General features: G+C 63.8%; 13 protein-coding genes. 5 read left to right on the forward strand and 8 right to left on the reverse strand.

Annotation, left to right across the window (positions count from 1 at the left end; translation table 11 throughout):
* The first annotated feature begins 10 nt into the window (after positions 1 to 10).
* Positions 11 to 490: a hypothetical protein gene (locus OO306_RS07650; protein WP_027592521.1), complete on the forward strand. Its 480-nt coding sequence runs from the start codon at positions 11 to 13 to the stop codon at positions 488 to 490.
* Between the two features lie 32 nt (positions 491 to 522).
* Here the strand turns inward: OO306_RS07650 and motB are convergent, their stop codons facing one another.
* The gene (gene motB, locus OO306_RS07655; protein ID WP_238215749.1) at positions 523 to 1,551 is read right to left on the reverse strand and encodes a flagellar motor protein MotB; all 1,029 of its coding nucleotides are present in this window, start codon (positions 1,549 to 1,551) and stop codon (positions 523 to 525) included.
* Between the two features lie 3 nt (positions 1,552 to 1,554).
* Positions 1,555 to 2,406 (reverse strand): flagellar motor stator protein MotA, encoded by an 852-nt coding sequence (motA, locus tag OO306_RS07660; protein WP_027592519.1) that lies wholly within the window; start codon positions 2,404 to 2,406, stop codon positions 1,555 to 1,557.
* 131 nt (positions 2,407 to 2,537) lie between these two features.
* Between motA and OO306_RS07665 the strand changes: the two genes are divergently transcribed.
* The 3 genes from OO306_RS07665 to asd are packed head-to-tail and all read left to right on the forward strand — an operon-like array spanning position 2,538 to position 5,800.
* Positions 2,538 to 4,073 carry an HDOD domain-containing protein gene (locus OO306_RS07665; protein WP_027592518.1) on the forward strand — a complete coding sequence of 512 codons (1,536 nt, stop codon included), beginning with the start codon at positions 2,538 to 2,540 and terminating at the stop codon, positions 4,071 to 4,073.
* Between the two features lie 44 nt (positions 4,074 to 4,117).
* Positions 4,118 to 4,927 (forward strand): rhodanese-like domain-containing protein, encoded by an 810-nt coding sequence (locus tag OO306_RS07670; RefSeq protein ID WP_027592517.1) that lies wholly within the window; start codon positions 4,118 to 4,120, stop codon positions 4,925 to 4,927.
* A gap of 9 nt (positions 4,928 to 4,936) precedes the next feature.
* Complete coding sequence (gene asd / locus OO306_RS07675; protein ID WP_099430587.1) at positions 4,937 to 5,800, forward strand: archaetidylserine decarboxylase; 864 nt, start codon at positions 4,937 to 4,939, stop codon at positions 5,798 to 5,800.
* A 152-nt stretch (positions 5,801 to 5,952) separates the two neighbouring features.
* Here the strand turns inward: asd and serB are convergent, their stop codons facing one another.
* Positions 5,953 to 7,167 carry a phosphoserine phosphatase SerB gene (serB, locus tag OO306_RS07680; RefSeq protein WP_027592515.1) on the reverse strand — a complete coding sequence of 405 codons (1,215 nt, stop codon included), beginning with the start codon at positions 7,165 to 7,167 and terminating at the stop codon, positions 5,953 to 5,955.
* A 135-nt stretch (positions 7,168 to 7,302) separates the two neighbouring features.
* Here serB and OO306_RS07685 point away from each other — a divergent pair, with 135 nt between their 5' ends.
* A complete protein-coding gene (locus tag OO306_RS07685; RefSeq protein ID WP_265968234.1) occupies positions 7,303 to 8,772 on the forward strand; it encodes an AhpA/YtjB family protein in 1,470 nt (489 codons plus the stop codon).
* A 296-nt stretch (positions 8,773 to 9,068) separates the two neighbouring features.
* Here the strand turns inward: OO306_RS07685 and OO306_RS07690 are convergent, their stop codons facing one another.
* The 5 genes from OO306_RS07690 to parE all read right to left on the reverse strand — a co-directional run bounded on the left by OO306_RS07690 (position 9,069) and on the right by parE (position 15,624).
* Positions 9,069 to 9,779 carry a membrane integrity-associated transporter subunit PqiC gene (locus tag OO306_RS07690; RefSeq protein ID WP_027592513.1) on the reverse strand — a complete coding sequence of 237 codons (711 nt, stop codon included), beginning with the start codon at positions 9,777 to 9,779 and terminating at the stop codon, positions 9,069 to 9,071.
* A 173-nt stretch (positions 9,780 to 9,952) separates the two neighbouring features.
* Positions 9,953 to 12,211, reverse strand: coding sequence for a DNA topoisomerase IV subunit A (gene parC / locus OO306_RS07695; protein ID WP_027592512.1), 2,259 nt, complete (start codon positions 12,209 to 12,211; stop codon positions 9,953 to 9,955).
* 10 nt (positions 12,212 to 12,221) lie between these two features.
* Entirely contained in the window at positions 12,222 to 12,740 is a 519-nt protein-coding gene (locus OO306_RS07700) for a TIGR02281 family clan AA aspartic protease (protein WP_085272298.1), read from the reverse strand.
* Positions 12,737 to 13,723 (reverse strand): esterase-like activity of phytase family protein, encoded by a 987-nt coding sequence (locus tag OO306_RS07705; RefSeq protein ID WP_099430590.1) that lies wholly within the window; start codon positions 13,721 to 13,723, stop codon positions 12,737 to 12,739. The genes OO306_RS07700 and OO306_RS07705 overlap by 4 nt, the downstream gene beginning before the upstream one ends.
* A complete protein-coding gene (gene parE, locus OO306_RS07710; RefSeq protein ID WP_027592509.1) occupies positions 13,720 to 15,624 on the reverse strand; it encodes a DNA topoisomerase IV subunit B in 1,905 nt (634 codons plus the stop codon). Before parE ends, OO306_RS07705 begins: the two co-directional genes overlap by 4 nt.
* Positions 15,625 to 15,665 lie beyond the last annotated feature (41 nt).

The following is a 15,665-nucleotide window of genomic DNA, read 5'->3' on the forward strand; positions in this document are numbered from 1 at the left end:
GGCAACCGCCATGCCGGTTCTTATCAGCTACCGCCACGAAGAGCGGCTCGACGCGTTCATCCTCAATGAGCGCCTGCTGCTCGAAGGCATCCCCACCCAGCTGGTGCAATACGACAGCGATGGGCAGACCCGCGATGACCTCTATGGCAGTTTCTGCCAGCAGATGAGCGATGCCACCCATTGGGTCGGCGTGTTGCCGGCCAGCGTCGGTGAACAATGGTGGACTGCCTGGCTGCTGGGGGCCGCGGCAATGGGCTGCCGCCGGGTGAGTTTCTATTGCAAAGGGCCAGGCACACTGCCTGAGTGCCTGGGCAGATGGCCGATCATGCGCGAGCGCCCGCACATCGACCTGTTCGTGCGTGCGTATCACGATGAACGCACGTTCGAGCGGGCCATGTCATTGCCGCCAGGGCGAGGATTGGGGGCTGACCGGGATAATGCCGACTACTTTCATGCCGACCTCAAGGCCAAGATCCGCCGGGGGTTTTGAATGCATTGGGGCCGCATAGCGGCCCCAGTCACTTACTGCTCCTTGGCTTCGTCCATCTTCAACGTGCCATCCTCGAAGATGTTCAGCTTCTGGCGCAGCTCGCGTGGCTGCATCGGTGCTTGCTCAGCGCCCGGCACAGCAGGGGCCGAAGAAGCCCCCGGCGCGGCGCCGGCAGGCGGTGCTGGCTGGGCCGGCGGCGTTTCGGGCGCGGCCTGCTCACCTTCGATATCGCGCTGGGCCTTCTTGGTCAGCACGATGATGTCGATACGCCGGTTGACCGGGTTGAACGGGTCCTTGCGGTCGAACAACGACGACGACGCATAACCCACCACCCGGGCCACTTGCCCATCCGGATAGCCCCCGGCAACCAACGCACGCCGCGCCGCGTTGGCACGGTTGGCCGACAACTCCCAGTTGCCGAACTCACCAGTGCCGGCGAACGGCTTGGCATCGGTGTGGCCGCTGACGCTGATCTTGTTCGGCACCGCCTTGATGGTGTCGGCCATGGCCAGCAGGATGTCTTCGAAATACGGCTGCAAACGCGCACTGCCGAGGTCGAACATCGGCCGGTTCTCGGCATCCATGATCTGGATACGCAAACCGTCCTGGGTGATCTCGAACAGGATCTGGTCCTTGAACTTCTGCAGTTGCGGGTTTTCTTCGACCTTGTTCTGCAGCTCCTGCAGCAACAGCTCAAGGCGCTCGCGCTCGACCTGTTCGGCCATGGTCTCGACCTGGTCCTTGTTCAGCTGAACCGTGGACTCCTGAGTCGGCTCGGTCTTCACCTCAGGGTTGATGGTCTTTTCCGGCGCCATCTCGGGCGAGCCGCCCAGGTCGATCACGTAGGGCGTGCCACTCTCGGAGAAGCCAATCGGGTCCTGGAAGTAACCGGCAATGGCGATTTTCTGCTCGGGGGTGGCTGTGGATAACAGCCACAGCACCAGGAAAAACGCCATCATCGCCGTGGCGAAGTCGGCAAAGGCGATTTTCCAGGCGCCGCCATGATGGCCGCCGCCGAAGCGCTTGACGCGCTTGATGATGATCGGCTGATTGTTTTCCATGACTCAGCGACCGCGAACCGCTTGTTCCAGCTCGGCAAAACTTGGGCGGTGTTTCGGGTAGAGCACCTTGCGCCCGAATTCCACAGCCAGGGACGGCGGCATGCCCGAGGCCGACGCGACCAGCGAGGCCTTGATCGACTCATAAAGGTTGAGCTCTTCCTTGGCATCGTGCTCCAGGCACTTGGCCAAGGGGCCGAAGAAGCCATAGGCTGCCAAGATACCGAAGAACGTACCGACCAACGCCGCACCGACGTGCATGCCGATAGCCGCCTGGTCGCCGTCGCCGAGCGAAGCCATGGTCACCACGATACCCAGTACCGCCGCAACGATACCGAAGCCGGGCATGCCGTCGGCAATGCCGGTCACCGCATGGGAGGGGTGTTCAAGCTCTTCCTTCATGCTCAGCAGCTCCATGTCGAACAAGCCTTCGAGCTCGTGCGGGGCCATGTTGCCGGTGGACATGATGCGCAAGTAGTCGCAGACGAACGCCGTCATGCGCTCATCCGCCAGCACGGTGGGGTACTTGGCGAAGATCGGGCTGGCAGCGGCGTCCTCGATATCACTCTCGATGGCCATCATGCCTTCACGACGGCTCTTGTTGAGGATCTCGTACACCAAGCCCAGCACTTCCAGGTAGAAGGCATGGGAGAAGCGCGAGCCGAACATCTTCATCGACTTCTTGATGACGTGCATGGTCATGTGGCCAGGGTTGGCCTGCAAGAATGCACCGAAGGCCGCACCGCCGATGATCAGTACTTCGAACGGCTGGATCAGCGCCGCAATCTTGCCGTGGGAGAGCACGTATCCGCCGAGCACGCTCGCGAATACGACGATGATGCCGATAATTTTAGCCATAGGTTCAAAGCACTTGCTGTCGTGGTCGGGGTATGAGACTGGGAGCTTTAAAACTCTTCTTCTACTTATCGGCAGAACTGCGCCAGACTATAGCCACTCAAAGCGAAAAGCCAGTTCGGACTGATGTCAAAATGCCAATTGAAACCAAGGTGCCCGCTCAGCCGCCGCGTACGTTAGAGGCTTGGGTAAAGCTGCTGGAGAGTGTCCGCATCCCCGTGCCGAAGCACAGTCACGACCGGGTAATCGCTGCCATCAATGACAGCCGCCGCTCGCTGCGCGACATCGCCGAACTGATGCAGGACAGCCCGGCATTGGTGCTTTCCGTGCTGCGTGAGGCCAATCACCCGACCAACGCCAGCCAGGCCGAGCCTGCCGAGAGCCTGGAAATCGCCCTTAACCGGCTGGGCCTGGCCCGCACCGAGCAGTTGCTCAAGCGCCTGCCCTCCGTGCCCGTCGAAGACATCCCGCCAGTGCTCAGCCAGTTCCAGCTGATCAGCCAGCACGCTTCGCAGCAGGCCAGCGGCCTGTTCGCCAGCCGCCTGGCACGGCTGTGGCAGGAAATTCACTGGGGCAGCCTGCTGTTCCTGTCACCCCTGTGGCCGCTGGCACTGGCCTACCCCAAGCTGCTCGACACCTGGGAGCTGCGGGTTATCCACAAGGGCGAGGACGCCGCCCAGGTAGAAGAAGAGCTGTTTGGCGTGCGCATCATGGCGCTGTGCCGGACCATGGCGGAGTACTGGCGCCTGCCGCAGTGGGTCACCCAGGGTTACCGCTTACTGCTGGAAGAACGCGAACAACTGGCCCAGGTGCTGAGCATCGCCCGCGACGAAGACCTGCTCAGCCAGCAACACCGCCTGGATGCCGAGCCGGGCCTGCGCCGCTGGTTCAACCAGCCGGCCAACACCGTGCTGCTGGCCAACAACCTTGCGCTGGCGGCGCAGGTGGGCTGGGACAACCCGCACCTGCTGCGTTGGCAACTGCTGACTGCGCTCTACCTGCAAACCTCGCTGGAAGACGTGCAGCAGCAAGTGCACCAGCAGGCCGCGGCCAGCGCCCGCCGCCACGCCAGGCATGCCCTGTTCCACCCGGCTGAAGCACTGATCTGGCCCTGGCACCAGCGCCGCCCGCACCCGGACATGCTGGCCCCACCACCGCCCAATAGCGACGACCTGGCGCGCTGGCGCAAGCTGTGCCAGGACCTGTTGGCCCAGCCCAGCCCGTTCACCAATACCGTGCACCTGGCCACCCAGGCCCGCGAAGCCCTGCTGGCCTGCGGCATGCAACGCATCCTGCTGCTGAGCCTGGACAAGGCCAGCGACTACCTGCGCGTGCAACAGGCCGCCGGCTTGCCCAAAGAGGCCGGAGCCCTGGCCCTGCAGGTGTCGCAAAACAAACTGCTGCAAAAGCTGATGGCCCAGGCCGGACAGTTGCGCATCACCCCGGAAAACCACAGCCAGTTCTCGGCCCTGCTGCCCGCCCCGCTGCGCGCCCTGTTCCGCAGCGAGCACGTGCTGCTGCGCTCGCTGGCGGTAAACGATCAGGTGCTGATGCTGATGGTGGCCGACCAGGGCTGCCGGCCATTGGCTGATATCAGCGTGCAAGCCTTTGGTAAAACCGCGCAATGCATCGAGCGCGCGCTGTCGGTGTTTGCCAACCGCAAGGGCTGAGCCTTGCGCTACAATCGCCCCTCTTTCCACACTGGAGACCGTGGATGACTGACTTTTCCGGCCTGCCCCTGGTGATCGAAGCCGCAGACCTGCTGCCGCGCCTGGATTCGCCACAGCTGATCCTGGTCGACCTGAGCAGCGCCAACCGCTATGTCAGCGGCCATATCCCCGGCGCACGCTTCGTCGAGGGCAAGCGCACCCAGCTGGGCCAGCCTCCTGCGCCCGGCCTGCTGCCGGCCTTGGGCGATCTGGAAAAACTGTTCAGCGAACTCGGCCACCGCGACGACGCCGTGTACGTGGTGTATGACGATGAAGGCGGCGGCTGGGCCGGGCGCTTCATCTGGTTGCTCGACGTGATCGGCCACAAGGCTTACCACTACCTCAATGGTGGTATCCAGGCCTGGCCGGCAGACACGCTGGTGACCGACGTACCGGCGCCGGCCAACACGCCCGTACGCTTGCACGTGCATGGCGAACCAACCGCCACCCGCGAATACCTGCAAAGCCGCCTGGGCGCCGATGACCTGGTCATCTGGGACGCCCGCGGCCCGCAGGAATACAGCGGCGAGAAGGTTCTGGCGGCCAAAGGTGGTCATATCCCCGGCGCGATCAACTTCGAGTGGACCGCCGGCATGGACCTCAATGACCACCTGCGCATCCGCCAGGACATCGCCGACGTCCTCGAAAAGCTGGGCATCACCCCCGACAAGGAAGTGATCACCCACTGCCAGACCCACCGCCGCTCCGGTTTCACCTACCTGGTGGCCAAATCCCTCGGCTACCCACGCGTCAAGGCCTACGCCGGCTCGTGGAGCGAATGGGGCAACCACCCGGACACGCCTGTAGAAGTCTAAGGAACCTGCATGAAATCCCGTTTGTTCATCATCAGCCAGTACCTGCTGCCGCACCACCTGCTGTCGCGGCTGGCCGGCTGCATTGCCGAGTGCCGTGCACGCTGGTTCAAAAACGCCTTCACCGCCTGGTTTGCCAAGCGCTACCAGGTGAACATGTCCGAGGCCCTGGTCGAAGACCTGAGCGCTTACGAACACTTCAACGCCTTCTTCACCCGTGCCCTGAAGCCCGGCGCCCGTCCGCTGGACGAAACGCCCGGTGCCATCCTGTGCCCGGCCGACGGCGCGGTCAGCCAGCTTGGCCCGATCGAACACGGCCGTATCTTCCAGGCCAAGGGCCACGGCTTCAGCGCGCAAGAGCTGCTGGGCGGCGATCCAGCCATGGCTGCGCCGTTCATGGGCGGTGAGTTTGCCACCATCTACCTGTCGCCGAAGGACTACCACCGTGTGCACATGCCGCTGGCCGGCACCCTGCGCGAGATGGTGTATGTGCCGGGCCGCCTGTTCTCGGTGAACCAGACCACTGCAGAAAACGTCCCCGAGCTGTTTGCCCGTAACGAGCGTGTGGTGTGCCTGTTCGACACCGAGCGTGGGCCGATGGCCGTGGTGCTGGTGGGTGCGATGATCGTCGCCTCGATCGAGACGGTCTGGGCCGGCTTGGTAACCCCGCCCAAGCGTGAGCTGAAGACCTTCCGTTACGACGAGGGCAGCCGCGCGCCGATCCACTTGGAAAAAGGCGCCGAACTGGGCCGCTTCAAACTGGGTTCAACCGCCATCGTGCTGTTCGGGCCAGAGCAGGTGAAATGGGCAGAAAGCCTGGGTGCCGGTTCGGCGGTGCGCATGGGGCAGCTACTGGCAGCGCCTGCCGAAGCCTGAGGCCAGCAGGTACACATGCCCCTGTAGGAGCAGCCTTGTGCTGCGAAGAGGCCAGCGAAGACAGCTAAATCTTCTCCGCTTCACCGGCCTCTTCGCAGCGCAAGGCTGCTCCTACAGAGATCAGGGCTGCAAACCAGCCCCAAAATCTCGAATCAGCCGCGCGCGTCGCGGTCTCGCAGCCCCAGCAGGTACAGCACACCGTCCAGCCCCAGGGTCGAAATCGCCTGCTTGGCCGATTGACGTACCAGCGGCTTGGCGCGGAACGCCACGCCCAGGCCCGCCAACGACAGCATCGGCAGGTCATTGGCGCCATCACCCACGGCGATGGTCTGGTCCAGTTGCAAGCCCTCTTCGCGGGCCAACTGCTGCAGCAGCTCAGCCTTGCGCTGCGCATCGACGATAGGCTCGACAGCCACGCCAGTCACCTTGCCGTCGACCACTTCCAGCTCGTTGGCGAACACGTAATCGATGCCAAGGCGCGCCTGCACCTGACGGGCGAAATACGTAAAGCCACCCGACAGGATCGCAGTCTTGTAGCCCAGGCGCTTGAGCTCGGCGAACAGGTTCTCGGCACCTTCGGTCAGGCGCAGCGAGGCACCGATCTCATCCAGCACGCCCACGTCCAAGCCCTTGAGCAACGCCATGCGCTCTTTGAAGCTGGCGCGGAAGTCCAGCTCGCCGCGCATGGCCCGCTCGGTGATTGCAGCCACTTGCTCGCCGACGCCGGCAGCCTTGGCCAGTTCGTCGATGACCTCGGCCTCGATCAGCGTCGAGTCCATGTCGAACACCGCCAGGCGGCGGTTGCGACGGAACAGGTCGTCCTTCTGGAAGGCGATGTCGATGCTCAGCGCTTCGGCCAGGGCAAAGAAGTCTGCACGCAAGGCCTGGGCATCGCTCGGCTCGCCGCGCACGGAAATCTCGACGGCCGCCTTGCCCTTCTCGGTGTCGGCATCCAGGCCCACACGGGCAGACAGGCGCTCGATGCGCTCGATGGTCAGGCCGTACTGGCTGATGACCGCGCTGACCCGTTGCAGCTGCTCTGGGGTGATCTTGCGGCTGAGCAGGGTGACGATATGACGCGCCTCACCGTGGCCATCGGCCCAATGCTGGTAATCGGCCTCGGAAATCGGCGTGTAACGTGCCTGCAGATTGAGCTCATGGGCCTTGGCCTGCACGCTTTGCAGCAGGTTGGTGGCCACTTCGTTGTCCGGGATATCGACCAGAATGCCGAACGACAAGGTGCCGTGCATGACCGCCAGGCCGATGTCGAGGATGTTCACACCACCCTGCAGCAGGACGCCGGTGATGGCCGCGGTGAGACCGGGACGGTCTTCACCTGTGATGTTGATCAGGACGATTTCGCGCAAGACCGGACTCCGACTTCGATGAAAAATGCGCATTCTACCGATTTTCCGTGACCATCGGGCACGAACGATACTTTGCCGAAAAAACCGGGGTCGCTATACTGCCCCTCACTTTTATGCCATTAAGAGCCGAGCTCTGTGAACCGGCCCACCCCCGTCAAGCCAGACAACTTCTTCCTGATGATCTATCGTGCCCTGAGTCAACGTCGCGTCCCTCTGGCGCTGCGCATCGCCTTCACCAACATTTTCCTGGTGGCGCTGGCGCTGGTCATCTATGCCTGCGTGATGGGCCTGCAGTTCAAGCAGGCCATGCACGAGCAGGCGGATGCGCTCGGCCAGAGCCTGACCACGCAGACGGCCACGTCGGCCACGGAGCTGTTGGTGTCCAACGACATCCTCAGCCTCAACGTGCTGCTGGGTAACCTGGTGAAAAACCCATTGGTGGCCCATGCGGCGATCTACAGCGTGGACAACCGCATCCTCGCCGAAGCCGGCCAGCGCCCGCGCAACAGCCTGCTGGGCGAGGCCGAAGGCCTGTACCAGACCAAGATCACCTTCCAGGACGTTACCGCCGGGCAGCTGCGCATCAGCCTGGACATGGGCCAGTTCCAGCAGCCGATGCTGATCAGCCTGCAGAGCATGGGCATTCTCGCCGCCATCCTGCTGGCCCTGGCACTGAGCCTGAGCCTGCGCCAGGCCCGCCATATCACCCTGCCGCTGCTGCAGCTGCGTGTCTGGCTGCGCGACCCGCACCCCTACACCCCGGCCACCGACCGTCAGGACGAGATCGGTGACATCGCCCGCCAGTTGCACACTCGTCTGGCCCCGCCGCCACCGCCTGAACCCGAGCCAGAGCCGGAAGACGAGGACGACGAAGACACCTTCGAGCACCTGCACGAAGCCCCACCGGCCCCCAAGGCTGCACCGCGCGCCAAGGTTGTCGCCCAGGCAGACGACGAGGACGATGAAGCCTTCGCCGGGTTGCTCGACAACGAGGACAGCGCGCCGAAGGCGGTGCCGTTCGAGTCTGACGAGCCGCAAAACAGTGCTGTGCTGGCCGTGCAGCTCGGCTCGCAAGAGCAACTGCGCCGCCTGCCGCGCACGCGCCTGACCGAGTTGCTGGAGCGCTACCGCGACTGCCTGGAGCATGCCGCCTCGCTGTATGAGGGCGAAACCCACACGCTCAACGACGGCAGTACTCTGGTGCTGTTCCACAGCCGCGACTGTGGCGAGGACTACCTGACCAATGCGATCTGCTGTGGCGAGCTGCTGCGTGCACTGGGCCATGCCTTGCAGATCGAAGTCGCGGACAGCGGCATTACCCTGCAACTGCAGCTGGGCCTGGCCCTGGGTAACGACCTGCACGGGCTGGAGCTGGTCGACCTGCTGATGGCTGAAAAAGCCCAGGATGCCCTGGCGCTGTCGCAGCACAGCCGCAACCTGTTGCTGGTGGAGCGTCAGATCAGCGACGACGCACTGATTCGTCAGCGCGCGCGGATCCGCCCGATTGCCAGCCCAGAAGGCGCGTGCTGCGTGGAACGGCTGATGGAGCCTTACCCGTCGATGCTGGAACGGCAACTGGCGCGGATGCACGAGCGCCGAGCCTGATTGCAGGAGCAGCCTTGTGCTGCGAAGAGGCCGGTTGTAGGAGCAGCCTTGTGCTGCGAAGAGGCCAGTTGTAGGAGCAGCCTTGTGCTGCGAAGAGGCCAGTTGTAGGAGCAGCCTTGTGCTGCGAAGAGGCCAGTTGTAGGAGCAGCCTTGTGCTGCGAAGGGGCCGGGGCTGGCAATGTATCTCTGTTGCCAGGACTGGCCTCTTCGCAGCGCAAGGCTGCTCCTACAGCGATCACGTAGCAGATACGAAAAAGCCCGCACATGTGCGGGCTTTTTCGTATCTGGCGGAACCATCAGAACCGATAGACTTCCATATCGGTACGGATCGGCGAAGCCATCGGGATCTTGGATTTCTCCGGCGCCTTCTTCACCTGCACCGGTGCAGCTGGCTTTTTCGGCGCCTCTTCGGCAATGGCAGGCTGATTGGCCAACGGTTTGACCGCTGTGCTCAATTGTTCAGCCAGCTTTTGCAGCAATTGCCCTTGCGCCTGCACCTGCGACGCCTCGCTACCCTCGTGCTGCTGCTCGAGGTGAACGATGCGGTTGTCGCGCACATGGCCACGACGGTCGAGCAGACGCCATTGGGCATCGAGAATCGCCGGCTGGTCCTTGCCAGAATCCAGGCGGGTAATCGACAGCAAGACTTGCACGTCCGGGCTGAAACCAGCGGTTGCCGGTGCCAGGACCACGCGCTGGCTGTCCAGGCGCCAGGCCAGCTGGCGAACCAGCAACTGGTCAATGTCCGACGAGAGGCTGCCCGCCCAACGACCGTCGGTCGCCGAACTCAGGCTGCCATCGGCCTGACGCTGCAGGAACGTCTCGCGTTGCAGGTAATCGGCAACCGAAACCGGGCCGAGCACCACGGCCATGCCCGCGCTTTGCGACGGCTGGCCAGGATCACCGCTGTCGAGCTGGTACAAGGCAACCGGCTGATGCATGCTGCATCCGCCCAGCCCCAAAAGGCCCGTCATCAACAGCGCAAATGGAAGGCGCAGAAGTTTCATCATCCCATCCAGGCGGTCGCCACAGGCAGACCGCAGTGATACTCATGTAGATTCAATCGGGCACACGGCTACGCCGGCACCGCAGGGGCCATATCATCCGCGAAATAGCTGTCCGACTCCAGCATTTCTGCCTGGAACGGCGCTGAAATTGCCGTTCCAGACATTTCACCGGGTTACGCCGGACCTTCCACCTGCAACCCATCGACACGCTGGAAGCCGCGTGGCAGCTTGCTGCCGCGCCGGCCCCGTTCGCCCTTGTAGTGCTCCAGGTCGTCCGCTTTCAGAGATAGCGTACGCTTGCCGGCTTGCAATACAAGGGTCGCCCCTTCGGCCATCACCGCCAGGTCGGTGACAAATTCTTCACGGCTGGCCACCCGATCACCGGGCACGCCGATGATCTTGTTGCCCTTGCCTTTACCCAGTTGCGGCAAGTCGCTGACCTTGAACACCAGCAGCCGGCCCTCGGTGGTCACCGCCGCCAGCCAATCCTGCTCGCGGTTGGCCACCGGGCGTGGCGTCATCACTTTTGCCCCGTTGGGCAGGCTGAGCAGGCCCTTGCCGGCCTTGTTCTTGGCCTGCAGGTCTTCACCCTTGACCACGAACCCGTAGCCGGCGTCCGACGCCACCACATACAGGGCGTCATCGTCAGGCAACAGCACACACTCGAAGGTTGCCCCAGGTGGCGGTGTCAGGCGACCGGTCAGCGGCTCGCCCTGCCCGCGCGCCGACGGCAGGGTATGCGCGGCCACCGAATAGCTGCGGCCCGTGGAGTCGATCAGCACGGCAAACTGGTTGGAGCGCCCGGCAGCGGCGGCCTTGAAGCCATCGCCCGCCTTGTACGAGAGGCCGGTGGCATCGATGTCGTGGCCCTTGGCGCAACGCACCCAGCCCTTTTCCGACAGCACGACGGTGACCGGTTCGGTCGGCATCAGCTCGTTTTCCGACAGCGCCTTGGCCTCGGCACGCTCGACGATTGGCGAACGGCGGTCATCGCCATAGGTTTCGGCATCCTTGATCAGCTCGGTGCGCACCAGCTTGCGCAGCTTGGCGTCGCTGCCGAGCAAGGCCAGCAGCTTGGCCTGCTCTTTGAGTAGTTCGTCCTGCTCGCCGCGAATCTTCATTTCTTCAAGGCGCGCCAGCTGCCGCAGGCGGGTCTCGAGGATGTAGTCGGCCTGGATTTCAGTCAGTTGGAAGCGGTCGATCAACGCCTGCTTGGGATGCTCCTCGGTGCGGATGATGTGAATCACTTCATCCAGGTTAAGGAAGGCCGTCAACAAGCCCTCAAGCAGGTGCAGGCGACGCTCAACCTTGTCCAGACGGTGTTGCAGCCGGCGACGGACGGTAGTGGTACGGAACTCCAGCCACTCCAGCAACAGGGCGCGCAGGTTCTTCAGCTGCGGCCGGCCGTCGAGGCCGATGATGTTGACGTTGACCCGGTAGCTGCTTTCCAGGTCGGTGGTGGCGAACAAATGCTGCATCAGTTCGTCGGCATCCACCCGGTTGGAGCGCGGGATGATGACGATGCGGCACGGGTTCTCGTGGTCCGACTCGTCGCGCAGGTCGGCCACCATCGGCAGCTTCTTGGCCTGCATCTGGGCGGCGATCTGCTCCAGTACCTTGGCCCCGGAGACCTGGTGCGGCAGTGCGGTGACCACCACATCGCCATCTTCGACACGATAAACGGCGCGCATGCGGATCGAGCCGCGGCCGGTTTCGTAGATCTTCAGGATCTCGGCGCGCGGGGTGATGATCTCTGCTTCGGTCGGGTAGTCCGGGCCCTGAATGTGCTCGCACAGCTGCTCGATCGTGGCCTTGGGCTCGTCGAGCAAACGGACGCAGGCACTGGCCACTTCACGCAGGTTGTGCGGCGGCACGTCGGTGGCCATGCCCACGGCGATACCGGTGGTGCCGTTGAGCAGGATGTTGGGCAGGCGCGCTGGCAATACCGCAGGCTCCTGCAGGGTACCGTCGAAGTTCGGCACCCAGTCCACGGTGCCTTGGCCCACTTCGTTGAGCAGCACTTCGGCGTAGCGCGACAGCCTTGCTTCGGTGTAACGCATGGCGGCGAACGACTTCGGGTCGTCCGGCGCACCCCAGTTGCCCTGGCCATCGACCAGGGTGTAGCGGTAGCTGAACGGCTGCGCCATCAACACCATGGCTTCGTAGCAGGCCGAGTCGCCGTGGGGGTGGAACTTGCCGAGCACGTCGCCGACGGTACGCGCCGACTTCTTGTGCTTGGCATCGGCATCGAGCCCCAACTCGCTCATGGCGTAGACGATGCGTCGCTGCACCGGCTTCAGGCCGTCGCCGATGTGCGGCAGGGCCCGGTCCATGATCACGTACATGGAGTAGTTGAGGTAGGCCTGTTCGGTGAAGTCCGCCAGCGAGCGGCGTTCGACGCCGTCGAGGCTGAGTTCCAGTGAGTCGCTCATGCGGGCCTCGTCATTTCAGGTTCTGGCGCAGCAGCATGGTGCCGCCGCGCTGGGTAAATTCAAGTTGTTTCAGGGCGCTCATACCGAGCAGCACGGTCTGCCCGTCCAGGCCTGGCACCACGGTGGCTCGCACGTCCTGCAGGCGGATATCACCCAGCTGCAGGGTATTCAGCCGTGTGCGGTAGCCTTCGGTGCGGCCGTTTGCGGTGCTGAGCAGTACCGGGCTGCCGCGCGCAAGCGCCAGCGTGTGGGCCAAGGCCTCGGGTATCGCTACGTCGGTCGCCCCGGTGTCGAGCATGAAATGCACGGCCTGGCCATTGATCGCGCCATCCACCACGAAGTGCCCCTGGCCATTGCTCAGCAGGCGCACCTCGATAAAGCCTTCGCCACGCGAAGACTGCACCTGGGCATTAGGGTTGCGCTGGCTGTCTTCCCATTGGCCAAAGTAACGCGTGGCAAGGAACAACGCCGCCGCCCAGGCGACGATCATCAGTAGCTTGCCGGCACGCTTGCCCGGAGCCTGGCTCATGGCTTGGCGCTCCAGCCGCCGGCGGGTGCGTCAAAGCGCCAGACGATCGGGCGTGCCTCGCCATCGGCGCGCACGCCATTGTTGTTGTCCAGGCCAATCCAGGCGCCTTTGGCATCGATTACCAGGGCTTCTGCCAGGCCGTACGGCTGATCGTACCGGCGCGATTCCACCAACGCATCGGCGGCGAACGACCAGCAACGCTCGACCACGCCGCTGTCTGCGTCGCGGCGACAAATGCGGTAGGCGTTACGCTCAAGGGTGTACAGCTTGCCCTCGAACCAGGCCAGGTCGGCAAAATCACGCGACAGCGCCCGGGGGTTGGGCATCTGCGGCGGCTGCATCTCGACGCCAGCCTCGCTCAGCAGCACGCAACTGCGCCCGCAGGTCCACACCGACTGCTGACGTTCGATCGCCACCAACCCCCGGCGCTCGCGCTCGGCGGCCAGCCAGATGCGGTCACCCGCCGGGTTGATCGCCAGGCCTTCGAACAAGGCATTGAAGTTAAGCAGCATGCCACTGGCCCGCGCCTGCCGAACCATGGCCGGGTCGATCTTCAACCAGTCCGGCTCACCCTTGAGCGGGATGCGCAACACGCCGGCATGCGCCTCGCTGACCAGGTAGAGGCTACCGGCCTGGTCACAGGTGATGCCTTCAAAATCCAGCTCGCCACCGCGCACATAGGACGCCGCCCAGTTGCGCGACTTCAGCCCCCACGGCAAGCCGCTCTCGGGTACGGGCGGCGGGGTGAAGGTCAGCGGTTGCGCACGCCACACCGCGTTTTGCTGATCGAAGCGATAGACCCGGTCATCGTCACGGTCGGATACACCCCACAACGCCCCCCGGCACTGCACCAACCCAGACAAGTTGCCGCCGCGCATACCCTCGACGGGGTATTCGGCAGTCATCTTCAACTGCGGCCAGTCGCCCGCCACACTCGGCAAGGCAACCAGGGCAAGGCAAGCGGCGAGAAACAGCCGAATCAAACCATGACCTCGGCAAGGTTACCTTTGGTTTCCAGCCAGCTCTTGCGGTCGCCAGCGCGCTTCTTGGCCAGCAGTTTGTCCATCAACTCGCAGGTGGCTTGCACATCGTCCAGCGTCAGCTGCACCAGGCGCCGGGTGTTCGGGTCCATGGTGGTTTCGCGCAGCTGTGGCGGGTTCATTTCACCCAGCCCCTTGAATCGCGTGACTTGCGGCTTGCCGCGCTTCTTCTCGGCTACGAGGCGATCGAGGATGCCGTCGCGCTCGGCTTCGTCCAGGGCGTAGTAAATTTCCTTGCCGAGGTCGATGCGGTACAGCGGCGGCATTGCCACGTAGACATGGCCGGCCTCCACCAGTGGGCGGAAATGCTGCACGAACAGTGCGCACAGCAACGTGGCAATGTGCAAGCCGTCGGAGTCGGCGTCGGCGAGAATGCAGATTTTGCCGTAGCGCAGCTGAGAGAGGTCGGCAGCCCCCGGGTCGACGCCGATGGCCACAGCAATGTTGTGCACTTCCTGGCTGGCCAGGACTTCGCCACCGTCCACTTCCCAGGTGTTGAGGATCTTCCCGCGCAGCGGCAGGATCGCCTGGAACTCTTTGTCTCGCGCCTGCTTGGCCGAACCACCGGCAGAGTCACCCTCGACCAGGAACAGCTCGGCGCGCATCGGGTCTTGGCCTGCGCAATCCGCCAGTTTGCCCGGCAGCGCCGGGCCTTGGGTGATGCGCTTGCGTTCGACCTTCTTGCTGGCCTTGAGACGACGGCCGGCGTTGCTGATGGCCAGCTCAGCCAGTTGCATGCCCAGCTCGGGGTGGGCGTTGAGCCACAGGCTGAATGCGTCCTTGACCACGCCGGAAACGAAGGCGGCCGCCTCACGGGACGACAGGCGCTCTTTGGTCTGCCCGGAGAACTGTGGCTCCTGCATCTTCATCGACAGCACGAAAGTGATGCGTTCCCAGACGTCTTCAGGCGCCAGCTTGACCCCGCGGGGCAGCAAGTTGCGGAACTCGCAGAACTCGCGCATGGCATCCAGCAGGCCTTGGCGCAGGCCGTTGACATGGGTGCCGCCCTGGGCGGTGGGGATCAGGTTGACGTAGCTTTCCTGAACGCTGTCGCCGCCTTCAGGCAGCCACAGCAAGGCCCAGTCCACGGCCTCCTTGTTACCGGCCAGGCTGCCGCAGAACGGCTCGTCGGGCAGGCGCAGGTACTCGCTGACCGAGTCGACCAGGTAGGAACGCAGGCCATCCTCGTAGTGCCACTCGACCTTCTCGCCGCTGCCTTTGTCCTCGAAGCTGACCAGCAGGCCCGGGCACAGCACGGCCTTGGCCTTGAGCACGTGCTTGAGGCGGCTGATGGAGAATTTTGGCGAATCGAAGTACTTCGGGTCGGGGCTGAAGTACACGCTGGTGCCGGTGTTGCGCTTGCCGACCGAGCCCACCACTTCCAGCTCGCTGGCCTTGAAGCCATCGGCGAAAGTCATCTGGTACTCGTTGCCGTCACGCTTGACGCGCACGCGCACCTGGGTCGACAGGGCGTTGACCACCGAAATACCCACGCCGTGCAGGCCACCGGAGAACTGGTAGTTCTTGTTGGAGAACTTGCCGCCGGCGTGCAGCTTGGTCAGGATCAGCTCGACACCGGACACGCCTTCTTCGGGGTGGATGTCCACCGGCATGCCGCGGCCATCGTCGCTGACTTCCAGCGAGTGGTCGGCGTGAAGGATGACCTGCACCGAACGGGCGTGACCGGCCAGGGCTTCGTCGACACTGTTGTCGATGACTTCCTGGGCCAAGTGGTTCGGTCGGCTGGTGTCGGTGTACATGCCCGGTCGCTTGCGGACCGGATCAAGGCCCGAGAGGACTTCGATGGCGTCTGCGTTATAGGCGCTAGCGCTGGGATTGGCCATGGGGTCTCGTCGTCAGTCAGGTGAATGCAAAAGTGCTGGAT

The sequence above is a fragment of the Pseudomonas sp. DCB_AW genome (assembly GCF_026240895.1).
GTDB lineage: Bacteria > Pseudomonadota > Gammaproteobacteria > Pseudomonadales > Pseudomonadaceae > Aquipseudomonas > Aquipseudomonas kermanshahensis.